Source organism: Methanosarcina subterranea (genome assembly GCF_055385895.1).
Genome location: NZ_AP042426.1, coordinates 1442465 through 1459167, shown reverse-complemented (window position 1 = coordinate 1459167; position 16703 = coordinate 1442465). Strand labels below are relative to the sequence as shown.

At 39.0% G+C, this 16703-nt stretch carries 15 protein-coding genes; 12 read left to right on the top strand and 3 right to left on the bottom strand.

From position 1 onward, the window contains the following. The first annotated feature begins 781 nt into the window (after positions 1-781). The 5 genes from ACZ5A8_RS06510 (at position 782) to ACZ5A8_RS06490 (ending at position 4466) form a co-directional block, all read left to right on the top strand. On the top strand, positions 782-1456 hold the full coding sequence (locus ACZ5A8_RS06510) for a PHP domain-containing protein (protein WP_464532903.1): 675 nt from the start codon (positions 782-784) through the stop codon (positions 1454-1456). A gap of 323 nt (positions 1457-1779) precedes the next feature. Next, positions 1780-2274, top strand: coding sequence for an SRPBCC family protein (locus ACZ5A8_RS06505; protein WP_464534041.1), 495 nt, complete (start codon positions 1780-1782; stop codon positions 2272-2274). A gap of 397 nt (positions 2275-2671) precedes the next feature. Beyond that, positions 2672-3325 (top strand): hypothetical protein, encoded by a 654-nt coding sequence (locus ACZ5A8_RS06500; protein ID WP_464532902.1) that lies wholly within the window; start codon positions 2672-2674, stop codon positions 3323-3325. Positions 3326-3366: 41 nt separating this feature from the next. Then, the gene (locus ACZ5A8_RS06495; protein ID WP_464532900.1) at positions 3367-3732 is read left to right on the top strand and encodes a cupin domain-containing protein; all 366 of its coding nucleotides are present in this window, start codon (positions 3367-3369) and stop codon (positions 3730-3732) included. A gap of 497 nt (positions 3733-4229) precedes the next feature. Next, on the top strand, positions 4230-4466 hold the full coding sequence (locus tag ACZ5A8_RS06490; protein ID WP_464532898.1) for a hypothetical protein: 237 nt from the start codon (positions 4230-4232) through the stop codon (positions 4464-4466). A 9-nt stretch (positions 4467-4475) separates the two neighbouring features. Here the strand turns inward: ACZ5A8_RS06490 and ACZ5A8_RS06485 are convergent, their stop codons facing one another. Together ACZ5A8_RS06485 and ACZ5A8_RS06480 are read right to left on the bottom strand one after the other, a co-directional pair. Continuing rightward, a complete protein-coding gene (locus ACZ5A8_RS06485; protein WP_464529477.1) occupies positions 4476-5687 on the bottom strand; it encodes an ISAzo13 family transposase in 1212 nt (403 codons plus the stop codon). Between the two features lie 248 nt (positions 5688-5935). Continuing rightward, a complete protein-coding gene (locus tag ACZ5A8_RS06480) occupies positions 5936-7087 on the bottom strand; it encodes an ISH3 family transposase (protein WP_464532661.1) in 1152 nt (383 codons plus the stop codon). Between the two features lie 116 nt (positions 7088-7203). On the opposite strand from ACZ5A8_RS06480, the gene ACZ5A8_RS06475 reads away from it, so the two are divergent. Then, the gene (locus ACZ5A8_RS06475) at positions 7204-8481 is read left to right on the top strand and encodes an ATP-grasp domain-containing protein (RefSeq protein ID WP_464532897.1); all 1278 of its coding nucleotides are present in this window, start codon (positions 7204-7206) and stop codon (positions 8479-8481) included. 212 nt (positions 8482-8693) lie between these two features. On the opposite strand, the gene ACZ5A8_RS06470 is transcribed toward ACZ5A8_RS06475, so the two are convergent. Continuing rightward, positions 8694-9182: a rhodanese-like domain-containing protein gene (locus tag ACZ5A8_RS06470; RefSeq protein WP_464532896.1), complete on the bottom strand. Its 489-nt coding sequence runs from the start codon at positions 9180-9182 to the stop codon at positions 8694-8696. A gap of 752 nt (positions 9183-9934) precedes the next feature. On the opposite strand from ACZ5A8_RS06470, the gene ACZ5A8_RS06465 reads away from it, so the two are divergent. From ACZ5A8_RS06465 to ACZ5A8_RS06440, 6 genes are all read left to right on the top strand, one after another. Further along, positions 9935-11407: an MATE family efflux transporter gene (locus ACZ5A8_RS06465; RefSeq protein WP_464532894.1), complete on the top strand. Its 1473-nt coding sequence runs from the start codon at positions 9935-9937 to the stop codon at positions 11405-11407. A 409-nt stretch (positions 11408-11816) separates the two neighbouring features. Then, on the top strand, positions 11817-12230 hold the full coding sequence (locus tag ACZ5A8_RS06460; RefSeq protein ID WP_464532892.1) for a hypothetical protein: 414 nt from the start codon (positions 11817-11819) through the stop codon (positions 12228-12230). 498 nt (positions 12231-12728) lie between these two features. Beyond that, the gene (locus tag ACZ5A8_RS06455; RefSeq protein WP_464532891.1) at positions 12729-13649 is read left to right on the top strand and encodes a cache domain-containing protein; all 921 of its coding nucleotides are present in this window, start codon (positions 12729-12731) and stop codon (positions 13647-13649) included. A gap of 556 nt (positions 13650-14205) precedes the next feature. Continuing rightward, positions 14206-14667, top strand: coding sequence for a MarR family winged helix-turn-helix transcriptional regulator (locus ACZ5A8_RS06450; RefSeq protein ID WP_464532889.1), 462 nt, complete (start codon positions 14206-14208; stop codon positions 14665-14667). Positions 14668-14707: 40 nt separating this feature from the next. Further along, the gene (locus ACZ5A8_RS06445; RefSeq protein WP_464532888.1) at positions 14708-15037 is read left to right on the top strand and encodes a TrmB family transcriptional regulator; all 330 of its coding nucleotides are present in this window, start codon (positions 14708-14710) and stop codon (positions 15035-15037) included. A gap of 87 nt (positions 15038-15124) precedes the next feature. After that, positions 15125-16561 (top strand): MATE family efflux transporter, encoded by a 1437-nt coding sequence (locus ACZ5A8_RS06440; RefSeq protein WP_464532887.1) that lies wholly within the window; start codon positions 15125-15127, stop codon positions 16559-16561. Positions 16562-16703: the final 142 nt, after the last annotated feature.

Genomic DNA, 16703 nt, shown 5'->3' with positions numbered 1-16703 from the left:
ATAACGCTTATGGTGCCTTTTCAGGCGGTATGGGGAAATAATAAGACTTTCCAATTCTATAAAAATCGTTGGTATATTGTCCTTATATTTACCAATATTTTTCTTTTCCGAAAATTTTTCTATCTAACCTGAATATTGTTCGTATAACTACGAAAGACCTTTATACCCTAAAGTCGTTTGTTTATCTGCGAACGGGCGTCTACTGAAGACATCAGACCCTCCTAATATCCTAAACTACCCCTATACCAGATTTTTTATATGCATTTGCCCGTTCGTAATTTCCTCCTTTCACTTCTTTCTGCTTGTTTATCCTGATGCAGCTATTTTGATCCTTCTTTCTCAATCCGTACGTTAAATCTAAATTTATCCATGTTTATTTATCTATGTTTATTTATCCATGTTTATTTATCCATGTTTATTTATCCGTGTTTAAGTCTAAATTTACCCATGTTTAAACCTAAATTTGTTCGTACTCAAACGAAATGCTTTTATTTTTTCCTGCCCTAAATAAGAATGCGGACGGATTTTTTTTTCTGGAGCCAATACCTCTAATCTTGAATGTGAAGCAAGCTATCCTGAGATCCTACATCTAAGCCGTTCGTTAATTATTTTTTCACATTATTTTTTCACATTATTTTTTCACATTATTTTTTCACATTATTTTTTCACCCATTTCTTATTTGATCTAAAACACTGTGTCACGTCCCTGCTTCCTTTCTTTTTCTCTTTTTCGTTTCCGTTTCAAAATTTATATAAATTCATCCCGCATTTTTATATTAGCATGAAATTCGATCTTCACGTACATTCCAGCCATTCAAGAGATAGCAATTCAAGCCATGAGAATATCCTTGAGATTGCCCTGAAAAAAGGACTTAACGGATTTGCTATCTGTGACCACGATACGGTTGAAGGCGGGCTTGCCTGTGCGAAAAAAGCCATGGACCTTGGTCTTGAAATCACAGTCATTCCAGGGATGGAAGTAAGTTCTTCAAAAGGGCATATCCTGGTTCTTGGGATCAGGGAAAATATTGAGCCTTTGTTGAGCCCGGAAGAAACGATCCTCCAGGCAAGAAAACTTGGAGGCACGATTATCATCCCCCACCCTTTCAAGAGCAGTTCCCACGGGATAGGAAGTTTTGAGGGCCTTGATATAGATGCAGTTGAAGTCTTCAATTCTCGCTGCCTTTTTAACGGAGCCAACAGGAAAGCTTTAACCGAGGCAAAAAGGCTTGGAATTCCAGGCGTTGCTGGAAGTGATTCTCATATTCCCGAAATGGTAGGTCAGGCATACACTGAAATTGACGCCTCTGAAAACACAGTCGAAGCAGTCCTCAGGGCAATAAGGGAAGGAAAAGTTGCCCCTGCAGGGAGAAGCACACCCGCTCCAATTATTCTTGAGCAGATGTCAGGAAGCGTAAAACGAAAACTGAAGAGGAAATTATTCGGAAAATTTTAAAGGACTTTAAGTAAAGGACTTTAAGTAAAGGACTTTTGACCAGGCCTGGAATAACGACTGAGTGAGCTAACTTAGTGATATGTAATGATATAACCTTAACGATGTAGCCTTAACATGTAATTTAACAATTTAACTTAACGATCAGTTGAATGAGTTGACTTAATGAGTTAACCGAGCGATCTAACCTAACGATCAAACCTAACGATCAAACCTAACGATCAACTGAGTGAGCTAACTGAACGTATATCCCGGATCTTCTTTTTACTATTATCTCTCTGACTCTCGGTTCAAATAAGCAGGGTTAATAAGTTTGCCTTCGATAGATTGAGAATAACAGGAAAAGCGAAAGAGGAGTTGCAACCATCGGGTTAAAAAAAGAAGTCAGCACAGAAATTGAAATCTTCGCTTCTGCGGACCGCATCTGGCAGATACTTATGGATTTTGCAGCCTATCCCCAGTGGAACCCTTATATAAGGGAAATCAGCGGGGAGGCAAAGGTAGGGAGTAAAATTAAAGTCCATATGAAGCCGGAGTGGGAAAAAAAAGGCGTGACCCTTCACCCGAGAATCATTCGCCTGGAGCCAAGAAAAGAGCTCGCCTGGAAAGGAAGTTTTTTTTTCCCCGGGCTGCTCGATGGGGAGCACAGTTTCATCCTCGAAGAAATTTCAGGTCATAAAGTACATTTTATTCAGAAAGAGATATTCAATGGAATTGCAATTCCTATTATCAGTGCTTCATGGTCTATAGACAAAGGTACAACACGCAGTTTTCAGGATCTGAACAATGCCCTTAAAAAAAGGGCAGAAAAGATCAAATGAGCCTATAAAAACTCAATTTTTAATAAAGGGTTAATTTATAATAAATGGATCTATAAACTGATTTTTACTTCTCTCCAGCTGTGCATTTATTTTTGAATTCATCTTTTTTGCCTGGATTTGTATCTGAATTTGTATCTGAATTTGTATCCGAATTTGCATTTGATTTTATTTGATTTTGCATCTGAGTTTACATTTGAGTTTACGTCTGGATTCGTGTTTTGCATTTGTTATCTGGAAGCCTGAATTATTTGATCAGGTTTTCATACTCATATATTTATATAATGTTCTTTATATATTACTCGGGGATTAGTATTCTATGACTTTTGATCCGACAAGCGGGTTTTTATGCCCGGGAAAATCTGGCTAAAAATAGCCGCAGCATCAGGGGGGTTTAGTGTTGGAAGGCATTGTTGTTGGAAAGTGTATACACCTTTTGTCCCAAATAGAGGACAGAGCTCTTGAAAAGTTTTGGGAAGATACCTCTGCAGGAAAATATCCGATAATCGATCTTCAGGGTAATATGGGTTATTCTCTCTCGGATCAGGACGGTCTGCTGTTTGTTAGAAACGATTTTACGGCTTCGACTTATGAAGAGTACGAATTCGTCTTTGGAAACCTTTTCCTGCCTGACACGGTTCAGGAACTCCTTTCCGAAGATAAGGTACTGCTTCTGATGGTGTACAGGAAAAGGACCCAGAACCTTTTATTATCCGAGCTTGATGCAGACACCAGATATATGCTTGACCTGCCTCACGGGCTATACTCCTTTTTTGCACTTGTTCTGGATGCAGGAGCCAAGGACCTTTTAGATTCTAAAATTTATGCTGTGGGTCTCCCCTGCAAAGAAAATTTGAATCGTCCGGAACTTGAGAGGTTTTATCTCGAACATCCTGCTGACATTCAGGAATTTGTCGATCCCACTCCTATAGACGTTAAACGTGGGGGACCTTTCTATCTTAATTTGATTATGATAGATGCCGAAAAAATCCCGGACTATCCCACGCTCTTTTCCGAATTTTTGCAGGAAGACGAAACCTCGCCTCCCCTTTGAAATAAAAATTATTATATAGTTGCCAGTCTCAGTAGTTTTGAATGCAGCTAAAAATCGAGTATGAAAAGGTAGAACCCTACGTTACAAAAGACGGTTCAATAATCCGTGAACTCATGCATCCCGCAGTCCACGGCAACTCAGAACAGAGCCTTGCCGAAGCCACTGTGCCTGCCGGAGGAAAAACAATGCTTCACAGGCACAGGCTGAGCGAAGAAATTTATCATATCAAAGAAGGCTGCGGGATAATGACTCTGGACGGCCAGGAGTTTGAAGTCCATTCAGGGGACACCGTCTGTATTCAACCTGGGACTTCGCACAGGATAAGGAACACTGGTAAAAAGGAACTGAAAATTCTCTGCTGCTGTGCGCCGGCGTATTCGCATGAGGATACGGAATTAGTGGAATGAGCTCAGAAACTCTTTTCACAATGGTTGTGTTCACCTATCAAAAAGAGTTCTTGAATCATTTTTTTGATGCCTCTACATCTTTAAATTTTTCTCTCCCCAAAGCTCTCACCAGCCACAAACGGCTGGCTTTTTCTTAATTGACAAAAACAAAGTTTTTGGTTTCATGTTTCTTATTTTTAAAAAATTCGTATCCTAGCTTGTGATCAACGACTTTTAGTGATCAATGGCTGTACTAATAATATTAACATGAGAGTTATAACCTGGAATTGTAATATGGCTTTCAGGAAGAAATACGAACAAATTCTTCTTTATGAGCCTGACTTATTGATAGTTTCAGAGTGTGAACATCCAGACAAATTCAACAATAAATTTTATGGCAATGTTTTATGGATAAGCGATAATAGAAATAAAGATCTAGCTGTTTTTAGTTTCAATGGCTTTAAAATTACAATTCATGAGTCATATTATGAAAGTTCAAATATGTCCTTCCAGTCAAAATGCTCAATAATAGAGAAATAAATCTTATTGCTGTCTGGTCACAGAATAATAAAGAAGATCCAAGAAGAAGATACATTGGAGAATTTTGGCAGTCATTGAATTACTATAAAGATATATTCAAGCCCCCAACAGTTATTGCAGGTGATTTCAACTGGAATGTTATCTGGGATGAGCATCCTAATTATCCTCTTCATGGGACACTTACCGATGTAATTAATCTGCTAAGGAATGATTGAAAAATAACTTCAAGTTTTAACTTCTGGAATAGCTGTATAATTCCATTTTCCCAAATAATCATCAAAGACAATTTTCATTTTTTCCTTAAAGTTTTCACTTACTTTTCTTCCCGTAGCATAAACTTTATTTTTGATGGTTGAAAACACATTCAATCCTGTGCATGTATACGTCCTATCAACAAGGCTTTTAACAACATCAATAGTGCTGAAAACAGTACCTTTGCAGGCACTTGTAACATGACAGAATAACCTGTGTTCTATTGGATTGTATTTCGAAGTATATGGTGGATAGTGAGCCATTCTGATTTCAATCCCAATTTCATTTACCAGCTTTTGCAGATCTTCCTTGAAAATATAATGCCTGCTTGAGTTGCTTCCACCACCATCTGCTAAGGTTAAAATGCTATTTGCCTTAGGATAGTTTTCCTTACCGTATTTTTCCCACCAGTATTTAATGCAGTCACAACAAAACTCACTTGTATCTTTACTGGTTCCTAAAGTGATGTATCCTTCGTTACGTTTCAGGTCATAAATACCATGTGGAATTACAAAACCATCTGAAAATGTATTGAAATCGTGGTCATATACCTTTACTGTCTGGGTACAGTAGATTTTACCGTCACGGTAGAAATTACCGATGACTTCTTTTTTTACGTCTATACTGATTATCGGATTCTCGCTTTTTACGTACTCTTCTTTGAGCTTGTTAATCTTCTCAAACTGCTCATTTCTGCCTTTACAGTCTTTCATAGTGACAGATTTTTGCATTTTTCTCTTTACAAAACCATGTTTCTTTAAGAGCTGCTTTACTACATGTGGACTTATGTTCATGCCTTTTGCTTCAAAAGCCTTTGAAATGCCCTTGAGACTCAGATTCGTCCATTTTATTTCTTTATCCGTAGGGCTTCCAGCCGTATGATGTTTTAGAATGTCAAAGAAAACTTCATCAATATTTTCAAATGTATCGATGATTTTCTTTTTTCCTCCGCCAGACTTTCGAATCCTGTTACCTGGTTTTTCTATACCATTAGTGATTTCATTAATTCCAGCCATAACAGTTTGAAAATGACAGCCTAGAACACTACTTATGTAGTTTTGTCCCCCATGTCCTAATTTCATTGCTTCTATGGCTGCATATCTTCTTCGATCTTTCTCATTTAAAGTGTTATAAAACGCTTTCATCTGTTTTTCAATTTTTTCAGAATATTTTGTGTGCAGCATTAAAGTAAATTCCTTGTCATTTCTAACAGATTTTAATCAATATTATATGACAATAAAAATACTTTAAATTATATATTTGTTATTCCTAAAACAATTTGAAATTTCCAGCATATATCATTCATTAGCAAACGTAAAGTTTGGAGCTGAGAGGGATCCGACACTATATTTCAGGAAAAACAGAAAAACTCCTTATCATATAGATTCAGTAGTTCGCTAAAATCTTTCCTCCACTTTTACTCTACCTTCATTTATCTCAAACACCACACTGTTGTCCTCACTCTTAACTTTCTTCTTATCCATTCCTTAATAATAAGTATAAATACTTCAAATCTGAACTTATCCTCATCTATGACCTGAGGTCCTCTTTTGACAATAGTAAAATGTTTATTCTGAATGTATAGCCATATATTTTTTAGTAGAAAGGATACCAATGCATAAAAGTACCTTATAGTTGCGTTTTTAGATGATGTCTTTGGTCTAACCACATTCCTCATCCTGTATGACGATTCAATAGCAAATCTTCTTCTGTAAACTGTACTGACCTTTCTTGGAGACCATTTAACTCCAAAAACAACAAAACCAAGGTTCTCACATCCCTTTTTACCTCTCTTTCCTTTCAGATACTTAACATCAATGATAATGTCTAAAAGAATCTTTTTCTTAGAATTCTTCATGACATATTGTGTACTTCGAGCCTTATTCCCATTCATAAGTTGCTTCATCTTCTCTCCTTTCTTGACAACAGGAACTATGTGAGGAACACCATTACTTTGCAAAAATTCAAACACATCTATAGAATAAAACTCTCTATCAAGGCAGAGAACCTTGATTTTAAAATTCAGTCTTTTGATGAGATAGAGAAAATAGGAGAGGTATTCAACCATTGGTTTTTTCTTTTCTACAGGAAGAACAGATACAGTAAACCTTTCGTTCTTGTTAGTGATGTAGAGGGAGATATATGAGTAAAAAGAGTTTGTTGACTTTTTAGCTTGGCTACGAATTACATATTTCTCGTTAGACGAATCTGTTTTCCCGTAATAAGGATCGTTGGTTAAATCAATGGCAAACTCATAGTTCTTACCTGTTTTGAGAGTTTTTAGGGGATTTTGAAGAAGAATCTTTTCATTGGATAGGATCAATTCGTCCATGTTTAGTTTCTTAAGATGGTAACGTAAAGATGTTTCACAAGCAACAGCAGAATACTGTTTTGAGACAGAATGGACTGAACTCTTATCGACTGCCAAACTCACAACAGTACGAATAATGTCTTCACTTGTAAGTGAACCATTGATCTTGAGGATTACATGAGATGTGAGAGGTTGTAATACAGAATCAATACAGTACTTTGACTTTAATTCGATTTTAAACCTATTTCTGAACTTATTTGTGAAAAAAGACATAGAGAGGCATTTTTCATTACATATAAAGGTATCGAGAAGCTTCCGTAATGAGGAAATCAAAATTAGCGAAGTACTGAAGTAGGATAACTGATAATTCAATAAGAGGGGTGGGATAGTTGATCATACTTGATGAGCCATACGTTTCTCGGATTTTAAAGGACACCATTACAGAGATGAAACTGCCTGTCCTGAAAAACGCAACTTCTGAATGCCTGGGCTTCAGCAAAGATGTAAAACTTCTTGAAGACGCCGAATTCATTGAACTCCTTAAAAACCAGAAAACCTGCAAAATATACAGCAATTCCGAACTCTCCCTTGTATGGATAGCAAATAACCTCGGGTTTACCGGTATCCTCGAAAAAATCGGGCTGTTCAAAGATAAATTCAGGTTCAGGCAGCTGATTGAGCATATATATCCTGACTTTTCCTACCTGGAAGTGGAATTTGAAAACCTGGATAAACTGGACATTGAAACTATTAGAAAGCCGTTCATAATCAAACCGACAATCGGGTTCTTCAGTTCGGGAGTTTATAAGGTCAGTGACAGAGAAGAATGGGAAAATGTCCTGCCAGCCTTAAAGCAGGAAATGGAAGCTGTCGGGGGACTGTTCCCGACTCAGGTCTTAAGTTCATGGAAATTCGTGCTTGAAGATTATATCGAAGGGCCGGAACTGGCTGTGGATGCTTACTATAATGGCGAGGGAAAGCCGGTGGTCCTGAATATTCTGGAGCACCTGTTTCAGGCGAAAGATGATGTTGAAGACAAAGTTTATGTGACTTCAAAAAAGACTATTGAAACCTATCTTGAAGTAACCCTGGAACTGCTGCGGCAAATAAATGAAGCTACAAAGCTGTGGGATTCTGAGCTGCAGGGTGCTGAGTTGCCGGATGCAGGTCTAAAGGGATCGGGGCTGCAAGAACCGGGAATGAGGGACTTCCCGCTGCATATCGAGTTCCGCGTGGACAAAAACAACCGACTGGTACCCATAGAGATGAATCCGATCAGGTTTGCGGGGTGGTGCACCGCCGATATCGCGTATTATGCCTACGGGATCAACGTTCACAGATATTTTTTAGAGGGTTTAGAGCCGGACTGGAGAGAAATCATTAAAGATAAGTATGAGGCTCAGGAGAACGAGAAAGATAACGGAACTTACTGCCTTTTGATTGCAAAAAAGCCGGATGACATTGAAGTGGAAGATATTGAAGCTTTTGATTACGAGGGTTTTGTTTCTCGCTTTGAAAAGCCTCTGGAACTCCGGAAGCTTGATTACAGGCAGTATCCGGTTTTTGCGTTTCTCTTTACTGAAACAAGGAACATTAATCTTGGAGAGATTGATAGGTATTTGAAGACAGATTTGAAGGAGTACGTAAGAGTAAAAATCAGAAATTGACTGAAAACCAAATTTAGAGATTTATACCTGACAGAGAGTCAGAACAATTTTGCAATAAATATAAAAAAGCTAATGGATTTAATGAGTTTTTTTATTGAATCGCTAAGTGCAATTTCACAGGATATAACCCATTAGCAATTGCTTTTTTCATGTTTTTCTGATCATAATGTTCTGAAAGTGGCTCCATATGTTTTATTATCTCGCTAATAATTTTACTGCGTTAATAATTTAGACCACACCTTATTCCATGACTCATAGGTAGCTACAATTGGATATCCTTCCTTTACCCACCTGTCGAGACCCCCGTCTATGTTATATACATTTTTGTAACCAGCATCTTCCAACAGACTGCCTGTCTCAGCACCTCTTGTTCCTACCTTACAATAAACAAGTATTTTTGTATTTTTATTACACGGTAATTCTTTCATTCGTGCTGGTAATAGTTCTTCGGGAGATAATGCATCAGGGTCTGATTTTACATTTTTCAGTGGTATCAATACCGCTCCTTCGATATGCCCCAGTTCGTACTCACTCGGTGTACGGACGTCCAGAAGGAACACAGCCTCTTTTTCGATCATCTGTCTAGCATCACAGGCACTCATATTTGTGTATGTGTGTGTATGCGCAGCTGCCATTCCAGGTGCGATTATAAGAACCGCCAAAAGAACTGCAGCAAAATACGATAAATATTGTTTATTCAATCGAACTCCTCCACATTCAGTTCTTTCCGAATTTTAATATTGGGATTTTGAGGTTCATTCGTTCAAACTTACTAATTATTATTAAAATCCGCATTTAGAAGTAGTACCCAGAAGTGGTAGTCATTTGCTTTATGCAGACATTTATCAATATTCTTCAGTCACAATCCACCATATTGTACAGTAAATTGGTACAAAAAAGCAAAAACCCAAAATATGGACTTCAATAATTATATAATTTATTAACTTAAAATATATATGGTATTAGGAATAATTGTTCACTATAATAATAATAATAATAATAATAATAATAATAATAATAATAATAATCTACTATATATTATCCAGCTTATTTTATCTCTTAATAGATTCCCTATAAATAGGCAGCTTAAATGAATTTTAATTTGGATGCAGTTCATGGGAAACATATCGTTCCAGCGCCTGAAAAGATTATTATTTTATTGAATTTACCGGCCCCAGCCACGTTAGATGCAGGGCAGGATAGGAAAGATGTAAGATGCAGCCATATTGCCCCGGAATAAAATAATATCAAACAACCAATTGCAGACAGTAAGAAGGACTAAAAAACAGTTAAAGTCACACCGTTCTTGAGTTATCGGACCTCTTCAGGCTTCCAGCCAGTTGTTTGAAAGAAACAAATAAAGAAAAGGCGTTAAAAGAAGAAAACGTTAAAGGCAGAAGAGACCGAAAAAAGATAGGATAAAAGATTTGAAAATCTAAAAACGGCGGGAAAAATGAGCAGGGAAACGGCAGAAGAAAAAGGGAAGACCAGAGAGAGAGAGGCAGAGGAAAATAGGAATGAGAAGGAAAAAGAAATAATCATCCCGCCTCAAAAAGTGTCAGAAGGTGTGAATGTCCTTCTAGGAGACCCGAAAAAAGCCGTGCTCAAGCTCTCAATTCCGATTATAGTTGCAATGTCCGTACAGACTATTTACAGCCTGACAGACACCTTCTGGGTTGCAGGTCTGGGTGCGGATGCCCTGGCTGCCGTAGGGTTTGCTTTTCCTTTTTTTGTGATTCAAATGGCGCTTACGAGCGGGATTGGGGTTGGTGGAGGAGCTGCGATATCGCGCAGGATAGGAGCCAGGGACAAAGCCGGAGCGGACAATGTTGCAGTGCATGCTTTTGTGATTATGCTCACAATGACAGTTGCCCTTACAGTGATAGGGCTTGCCGTTGTAAGAGACTTATTCATGTATAGCGGGGCAGGAGAAACTACACCGCTAGGGGTTGCATATGCCAGGGTTATCTTTGCAGGCAGTTTTGTATTCTTCTTTACAAACGTTGCAAATTCCATACTAAGGAGTGAAGGAGATTCAAAAAGGGCTATGCAGTCGATGATCCTTGGATCTGTCCTGAATATAGTTCTTGATCCGTTTTTTATATATGTGTTAGGACTGGGCGTAGCAGGAGCAGCCCTTGCGACAGTGGTTTCTTTCGCCAGTTCCGGGATGCTCATGTTTTACTGGTTTTTTATCAAAAAAAATACCTATATCTCCTTTGTTTTCCGTTCTTTTAAATTCAACAGGGCTATTGTCAAAGATATCTTCAGGGTAGGCATACCTTCGTCAATAGAGCAGGTTGCTCTTGCACTTACTGCACTGACAATGAACTTCATTATCGTGACTGTAAGCGATACTGTTGGGGTTGCGGTTTATGCCACAGCCTGGAGAATCACAAGCATTGCAGTCGCTCCTTTGATAGGGATCGCGATTTCCGTAGTTTCGGTCTCGGGAGCTGCTTTCGGAGAGCGGAACTTTAAAAAAGCGCGGAGTGCCCTTATCTATGCAACAAAAACCGGCTTTCTGGTAGAAGCAGTAATCGCAATTGCTGTATTTATCTTTGCTCCGGATATTGCTGCCGCCTTTACGCAGGCAGAAGATACTGCCCTGATAGCTCCGGAACTGACAAGGCTCCTTAAAATCATGACCGTATTCTATCCGGCTGTTGCCTTCGGAATGCTCTCTGCCTCTCTTTTCCAGGGTGCAGGAAAGGGCACAAATGCGCTTGTTGCTACCCTCCTGAGGAGTCTGGTCCTGACACCTTTGTTTGCCCTGCTCTTTGCCTACGAATTCGGCTGGGGACTGCTCGGAGTATGGTGGGGACTTGTTATGGGGACGGTCATCGGGTCTCTGGTTACTTTTGTATGGGCTCAGTTCTACCTGAGATGCATGATAAAGACCGAGAGGACGGGAGGGAAGTGTTGAAAAATTAAAATCTTACTGCCATCTCCGATAAATGTATGCATTCAAAATCAAATATTTTTGTATAAATTACGGAAAGCATGGAAACATCTATGCTTCTGTTTATTTTGTTCCTTTTTCCGTGATATCTGTGATTATAGAGCCTTTATTGAATTTTTTCGTGCCCGGGTTTATTTCATAGTTATAGCATTTGAGTTTTGGCGTTTAAAATTGTACTAATTTGTGCGTTGAATAATTTTAGAGGTTATAAATAATTTTTAAGGTGAGGAAGTTTTTTATATTGTTAGCTTTAAATAGTCATCTAACTAACTTATTTGCAGAAGTTTCAGATTAATAATAGAAGGATTATTAAAAATTATAGTTAGAATAAAAACAAAAATTTATACTAGAGTTAAACAAAAAATGAGGTGAAATGATGACAGTTTTGATTCAAAAAGACTTAAATGAAATAATCATGGAGAAAACTGGAATAAATGAAGGACAACTTAAAAAAATGGAGAAATTGCTTGAGGAAAATTTAGGAGGTGCCATAGACCAGAATTTTTCAATGTCTATCAAAAATGGTACCGGAGCTTATGATTATTCAAAAACAAGTTGGGGAGTAACTATTGATGGTTACGCGGTGATAACGGCCCCGGATAATGGCACTTGGCATCTCATCGCAAAAGATGGCGACAAAGTGGTTTTCGATAAACAAGGAGTTACAAAAGATCAACAGGTTTCTTTCAGCTGCCATTCAGGCTTTAAGTTAAACCTCACTGTGACTGCAACATGGAGCGAAAAGAAAGATACAACTCTCAACGGGCGTATACACGCAAAATATTAACCGATAAAAGCAGTATTTCCGGATCTTCTCAGTTCCGAAACCCTTTTTTTTACAAGAGCCCGGTAGAATTAGATTTTTTATAAGAAAGATACTCTGAATGAATGGTGAAAAACAGGGGAGATAACCCTTTATTCCCATAGCATCGATCCTTTGCTGCAAATCACCTTTTTTTGCTTTTCGGGATTGTATTAACTTTGGTTTATTTTTATCTTTAACCTGGTTTTGTTGAACACGCTGTACAAATTATAACTGCAGGTTTTACATGCATCACTTCATTCAGTATTGTTTTTCAGAACCCCTGTTTCCAAAATTATATCCTTTTTTAAACACATCTGAATTATAATAAAGCCCTCTAATACAGAGCCATTGATTCTTAAATATGAATCATCTTTTTCTTGGCAGATTTGGGAAATAGAGTCTAAAATGAACTTTTGCTTAAACTCCTATCAGGGCTTTTGCTAAAGCATATAAAAAATATACAATGACCAGGGTTGGAATATGAGAATATCGAAAATTTGCATTCAGTTTGTCCTGTCAATTTCTCTGATTCTTCTGTTCCTGAGCATTTCAGTCTACTCCCAGCAGGAGGATCAGGTCCGTGAAGAAGACCGGGAAGAAAATTGCTCCCAGCTTCAGCTGCATTCGAAACTTTCGGCTCAGAAGGATGATACCGCTCTAAAGGTTCGTGAGGCTGCAAACCTTGTAGAAGAAAAAGGAGAAGAAGCCTTTCCCGAATTCAGGGAAAAAGACAGCAAATGGCTTTATGATGATTTCTACATTTTTGTATGGAATATTAATGGAACCAGGGTTGTCTATCCTCCTGATCTTACAGGAGAAGGGCAGGACGTAAGTGGGCTTACGGATTTCAACGGTAAGCCACTAGGAAAACTTTTCATTGAAACCGCTCTCAGTGAAAGTGGAGAAGGCTGGATATCTTATGAATGGCCAAAACCCAACGAAACAGAACCCTCCACAAAATACGGTTTCATAAAAGAAGCTACTTTCGGAGAGAAAACGTATCTTGTAGGTTCGGGCTTTTATGTGGAAGATTACCTTTTCACGAGAGATACGGGAAATTGCGAATTCATCAATGCAACAGGCATTTCCTTGTGTGAGCTCATGCACCCGGAAAGAATGGAAAGCAATCCCGGGATCAATTACAGCATTGCATATGTGGTTATGGACCCCGGAGAAAAGAGCCTTCCACACAAGCTTTCAAACCCCGAGATATATTATACCCTCGAAGGTAACGGAAAAGTCTTCGTTGACGATGTGCCTGTCACCCTCCATAAAGGAAAACTTGTACTTATTCCTGCAAGTGAAGTTCAGTATGTAGAAAATACGGGAAATTCTTCCCTTCTCCTGCTTGTGATAGATCAGCCAGCCTGGAAAGCTGAAAATGAAGAAATTGTGGGATAAGCAGGAAAAAATATCAGAATGAATAGTGAAATAAGGTAGAATCCAGTCTGCTAGATCTTTCTTTGTACCATCTTTTCAACTCTTTTTGAATCTTTCACAGGCTAGAATTGACAGTTAACGAATGCGAAACCTGGGAAAAGTGTTGATCACACCAGGAAGCCTGATACTCACATACACCTGACTCTTTTATACTGTTTAGATTCGATTCTATATATTCGCATGTATCCTTATACTGGCACATATCCTCGATTATCAAATCATAAAATATAAATAAAACATATCCCCTTTTTAGTTTGAAATCAAATAGTAAGAAAAAAGATAGTAAGATTAAAGACGGTCATGATTCGGATGATAAAACATAAATTAAAACCCAGTCAAACCCATAAAATCCATAGAAACCAGTAAAAACCCGTCAGAAACCAGTCAGATTGATTAAAAAACGCCTCGCAAAAAGATCTACTGGACAGAAACGCCTCGTAAAAAAATTTCTGATGGCTCCATCCCTGGCTTTATCATCCGGATCAGGACTGAAAAAAGCGCCTCATTGTGATAACCGATGAAAGAAGAACGAATAAAAGAAACGGTAAAACTTCAGTTTGAGATGATCCATCTTTTCCATAAAAACTTTGCCAGAGCTTTTCATCAGACAGGTAACAGCTCGTATAACCTGAATAAAAATCAGAATAAGGCTATGCTGATTATAGGGGCAGTAGGCGAGATAATGCCTACAACTCTTGGAAAATGCCTGGACCTTCAGAAAGGGAGCCTGACCAGTATGATTGACGCCCTGGAAAGAGATGAGCTTGTCTGCAGGAGGGGAGACCCCGGAGACCGGAGAAAGGTCCTGGTTTCACTTACGGAGAAAGGAAAGATTTACATAGACTGGTTCAAAGAAGAGCTTGAAAAAAATGCTTCCGGAATTCTTAACAGACTCGCTGAAGAAGATATTGCAGCTTACCAGGAAAGCCTGAAGACAATGCTTGTCACACTGAAGAAACTGAATGAAAGTGCCCGATAAGGGAAAGCCATACTTTCGGAAAACTATATTGAGGTCTTCAATGCACACTGAGCTCATAGGCAAACTCAAGAAGCTCGGATTCACAGAAAACGAGGCGAAGATCTATGTGGGGCTCCTGAGCCTGGGGGAGGCAACAGCAAGGGAGATCCATGAATTTACGCACGTTCCGAGACCAAAAATTTATGCTACGCTGGAGAGAATGTCAAATAAAAAGTACGTGGAAGTCATAACAGGAACTCCGGCATATTTCAGGTGCATAGCTCCGGAACAGCTGACCGAACGATTGAGAGACGAATTCCTTTTCTCCCTGAATGAAACATTGAAAGAACTTAATTCTGCAGGTTACGGGATAAAAAACAGGTGCTGTTAGTTCCAGGTCTGAGTCCTCTGAGCTCCGGAAAAGGATTCCAGTCCTGAAATGGAAGGGAAAAAGCCGTATTAAAAGGAAGATAATTAAATGAAATCCAGAACAGCAGCAGATTCAAATCCCTGCAATCCTGAAAAAAGCCCGGGAACTGCAGGCGTAAAAATACTTGAAGGGGACCCGAAAAAAGCCATTATCAAACTTGCAGTCCCTATGATTGTCGCAATGTCTGTCCAGACTATTTACCAGCTAGTAGATACCTTCTGGGTCTCAGGGCTTGGAGCAGATGCGCTTGCTGCAATGGGTTTTGTATTTCCTTTTTATTTCATAAGCATGGCTTTATCCAACGGGCTGGGTATAGGAGGAGGAGCAGCCATCTCCCGAAAGATCGGAGCACGGGATAAAACAGGAGCAGACAACGTAGCAGTACATACAATTATAATGATGCTGCTGATCGCCCTCATATTTACCATACCCTTTTATGTGTTTGCCCCGCAGATCTTCTCTCTTGTAGGAGCAGGGGAAACAACCGATCTCGCAGTAGCTTATGCGAGGGTAATATTTCTAGGAAGCATAGTAATATTTTTTACTAACGTAGCTAATTCAATTCTCAGGGCTGAAGGTGATTCAAAGCGGGCAATGAACGCAATGATCCTGGGCGCAGTCCTGAATATTGTCCTTGACCCTATTTTCATATACACCTTTAAAATGGGAATGGCAGGCGCAGCCTGGGCAACCCTGCTATCTCTTGCAGTTTCTTCATTGATGATGCTGAACTGGCTCTTTTTCAGAAAAGATACTTTCGTTTCTTTTGATTTTAAAGACTTCAGTTTTGAAAGAAACATTGTAAATGACATATTCAGAATAACGGTCCCTGCTTCTGCCCAGCAGCTTTCGATGTCATTATCCATGCTTATACTCAACCTTATTATTGTGAACGTAAGCAATACCGACGGGGTTGCGGTCTATTCCACTGGCTGGCGGGTTGCAACAATTGCAATTGCTCCTCTAATAGGGATTGCAACGGCTGTAGTTTCGGTTTCCGGAGCCGCTTTCGGGGCGCAAGATTATGAAAAGGCAGAAATTGCCCATACTTATGCAATTAAACTGGGTCTCCTCATAGAAGGAGGAGTTGCTGCATTGACTTTCATTTTTGCCCCTCAGATTGCGGCTATTTTCACACAGACAGCAGAAGCCACCCATATAGCTCCAGATCTTACCCACTTCCTGCGTGTTATCTGTATCTTCTACCCATCCGTTTCTTTCGGGATGCTTTCGACATCTTTTTTCCAGGGGGCGGGAAAAGGCATGAGCGCGCTTACAGCAAACCTCCTGAGAACCATAGTATTTACCCCGATCTTCGCAGCTTTTTTCGCCTTTACTCTGGATATGGGGCAGGTAGGTGCCTGGTGGGGAATTGTTGCAGGCAATGCAATTGGAGCTGGAATAACTTTTGTCTGGGCAAGGCTCTACCTCAGCACAATTTTGAAAACCAGGTCTCTGAAAAAGCCTCTTGAACAGGGAATTTGAAAAGATTTCCTGGAAATTTTGAGAAGATTTTCTCAGAAATATTTTGAAAAAGCAATTTAAGCACCTTTTGGAAAATGTTTATATATTATGAGTAGGTAATAAGATACCGTCTGCCGTCTGAATAAAAAACATAATTCAAAAA

Excerpts from the sequence above, each read along its gene's own strand:
- ACZ5A8_RS06450 (WP_464532889.1), top strand. The coding sequence starts at position 14,206 with ATGAAAGAAGAACGAATAAAAGAAACGGTAAAACTTCAGTTTGAGATG.
- ACZ5A8_RS06490 (WP_464532898.1), top strand. The coding sequence starts at position 4,230 with ATGCTCAATAATAGAGAAATAAATCTTATTGCTGTCTGGTCACAGAAT.
- ACZ5A8_RS06440 (WP_464532887.1), top strand. The coding sequence starts at position 15,125 with ATGAAATCCAGAACAGCAGCAGATTCAAATCCCTGCAATCCTGAAAAA.
- ACZ5A8_RS06455 (WP_464532891.1), top strand. The coding sequence starts at position 12,729 with ATGAGAATATCGAAAATTTGCATTCAGTTTGTCCTGTCAATTTCTCTG.
- ACZ5A8_RS06445 (WP_464532888.1), top strand. The coding sequence starts at position 14,708 with ATGCACACTGAGCTCATAGGCAAACTCAAGAAGCTCGGATTCACAGAA.
- ACZ5A8_RS06460 (WP_464532892.1), top strand. The coding sequence starts at position 11,817 with ATGATGACAGTTTTGATTCAAAAAGACTTAAATGAAATAATCATGGAG.
- ACZ5A8_RS06495 (WP_464532900.1), top strand. The coding sequence starts at position 3,367 with ATGCAGCTAAAAATCGAGTATGAAAAGGTAGAACCCTACGTTACAAAA.
- ACZ5A8_RS06465 (WP_464532894.1), top strand. The coding sequence starts at position 9,935 with ATGAGCAGGGAAACGGCAGAAGAAAAAGGGAAGACCAGAGAGAGAGAG.
- ACZ5A8_RS06485 (WP_464529477.1), bottom strand. The coding sequence starts at position 5,687 with ATGCTGCACACAAAATATTCTGAAAAAATTGAAAAACAGATGAAAGCG.
- ACZ5A8_RS06480 (WP_464532661.1), bottom strand. The coding sequence starts at position 7,087 with ATGTCTTTTTTCACAAATAAGTTCAGAAATAGGTTTAAAATCGAATTA.
- ACZ5A8_RS06510 (WP_464532903.1), top strand. The coding sequence starts at position 782 with ATGAAATTCGATCTTCACGTACATTCCAGCCATTCAAGAGATAGCAAT.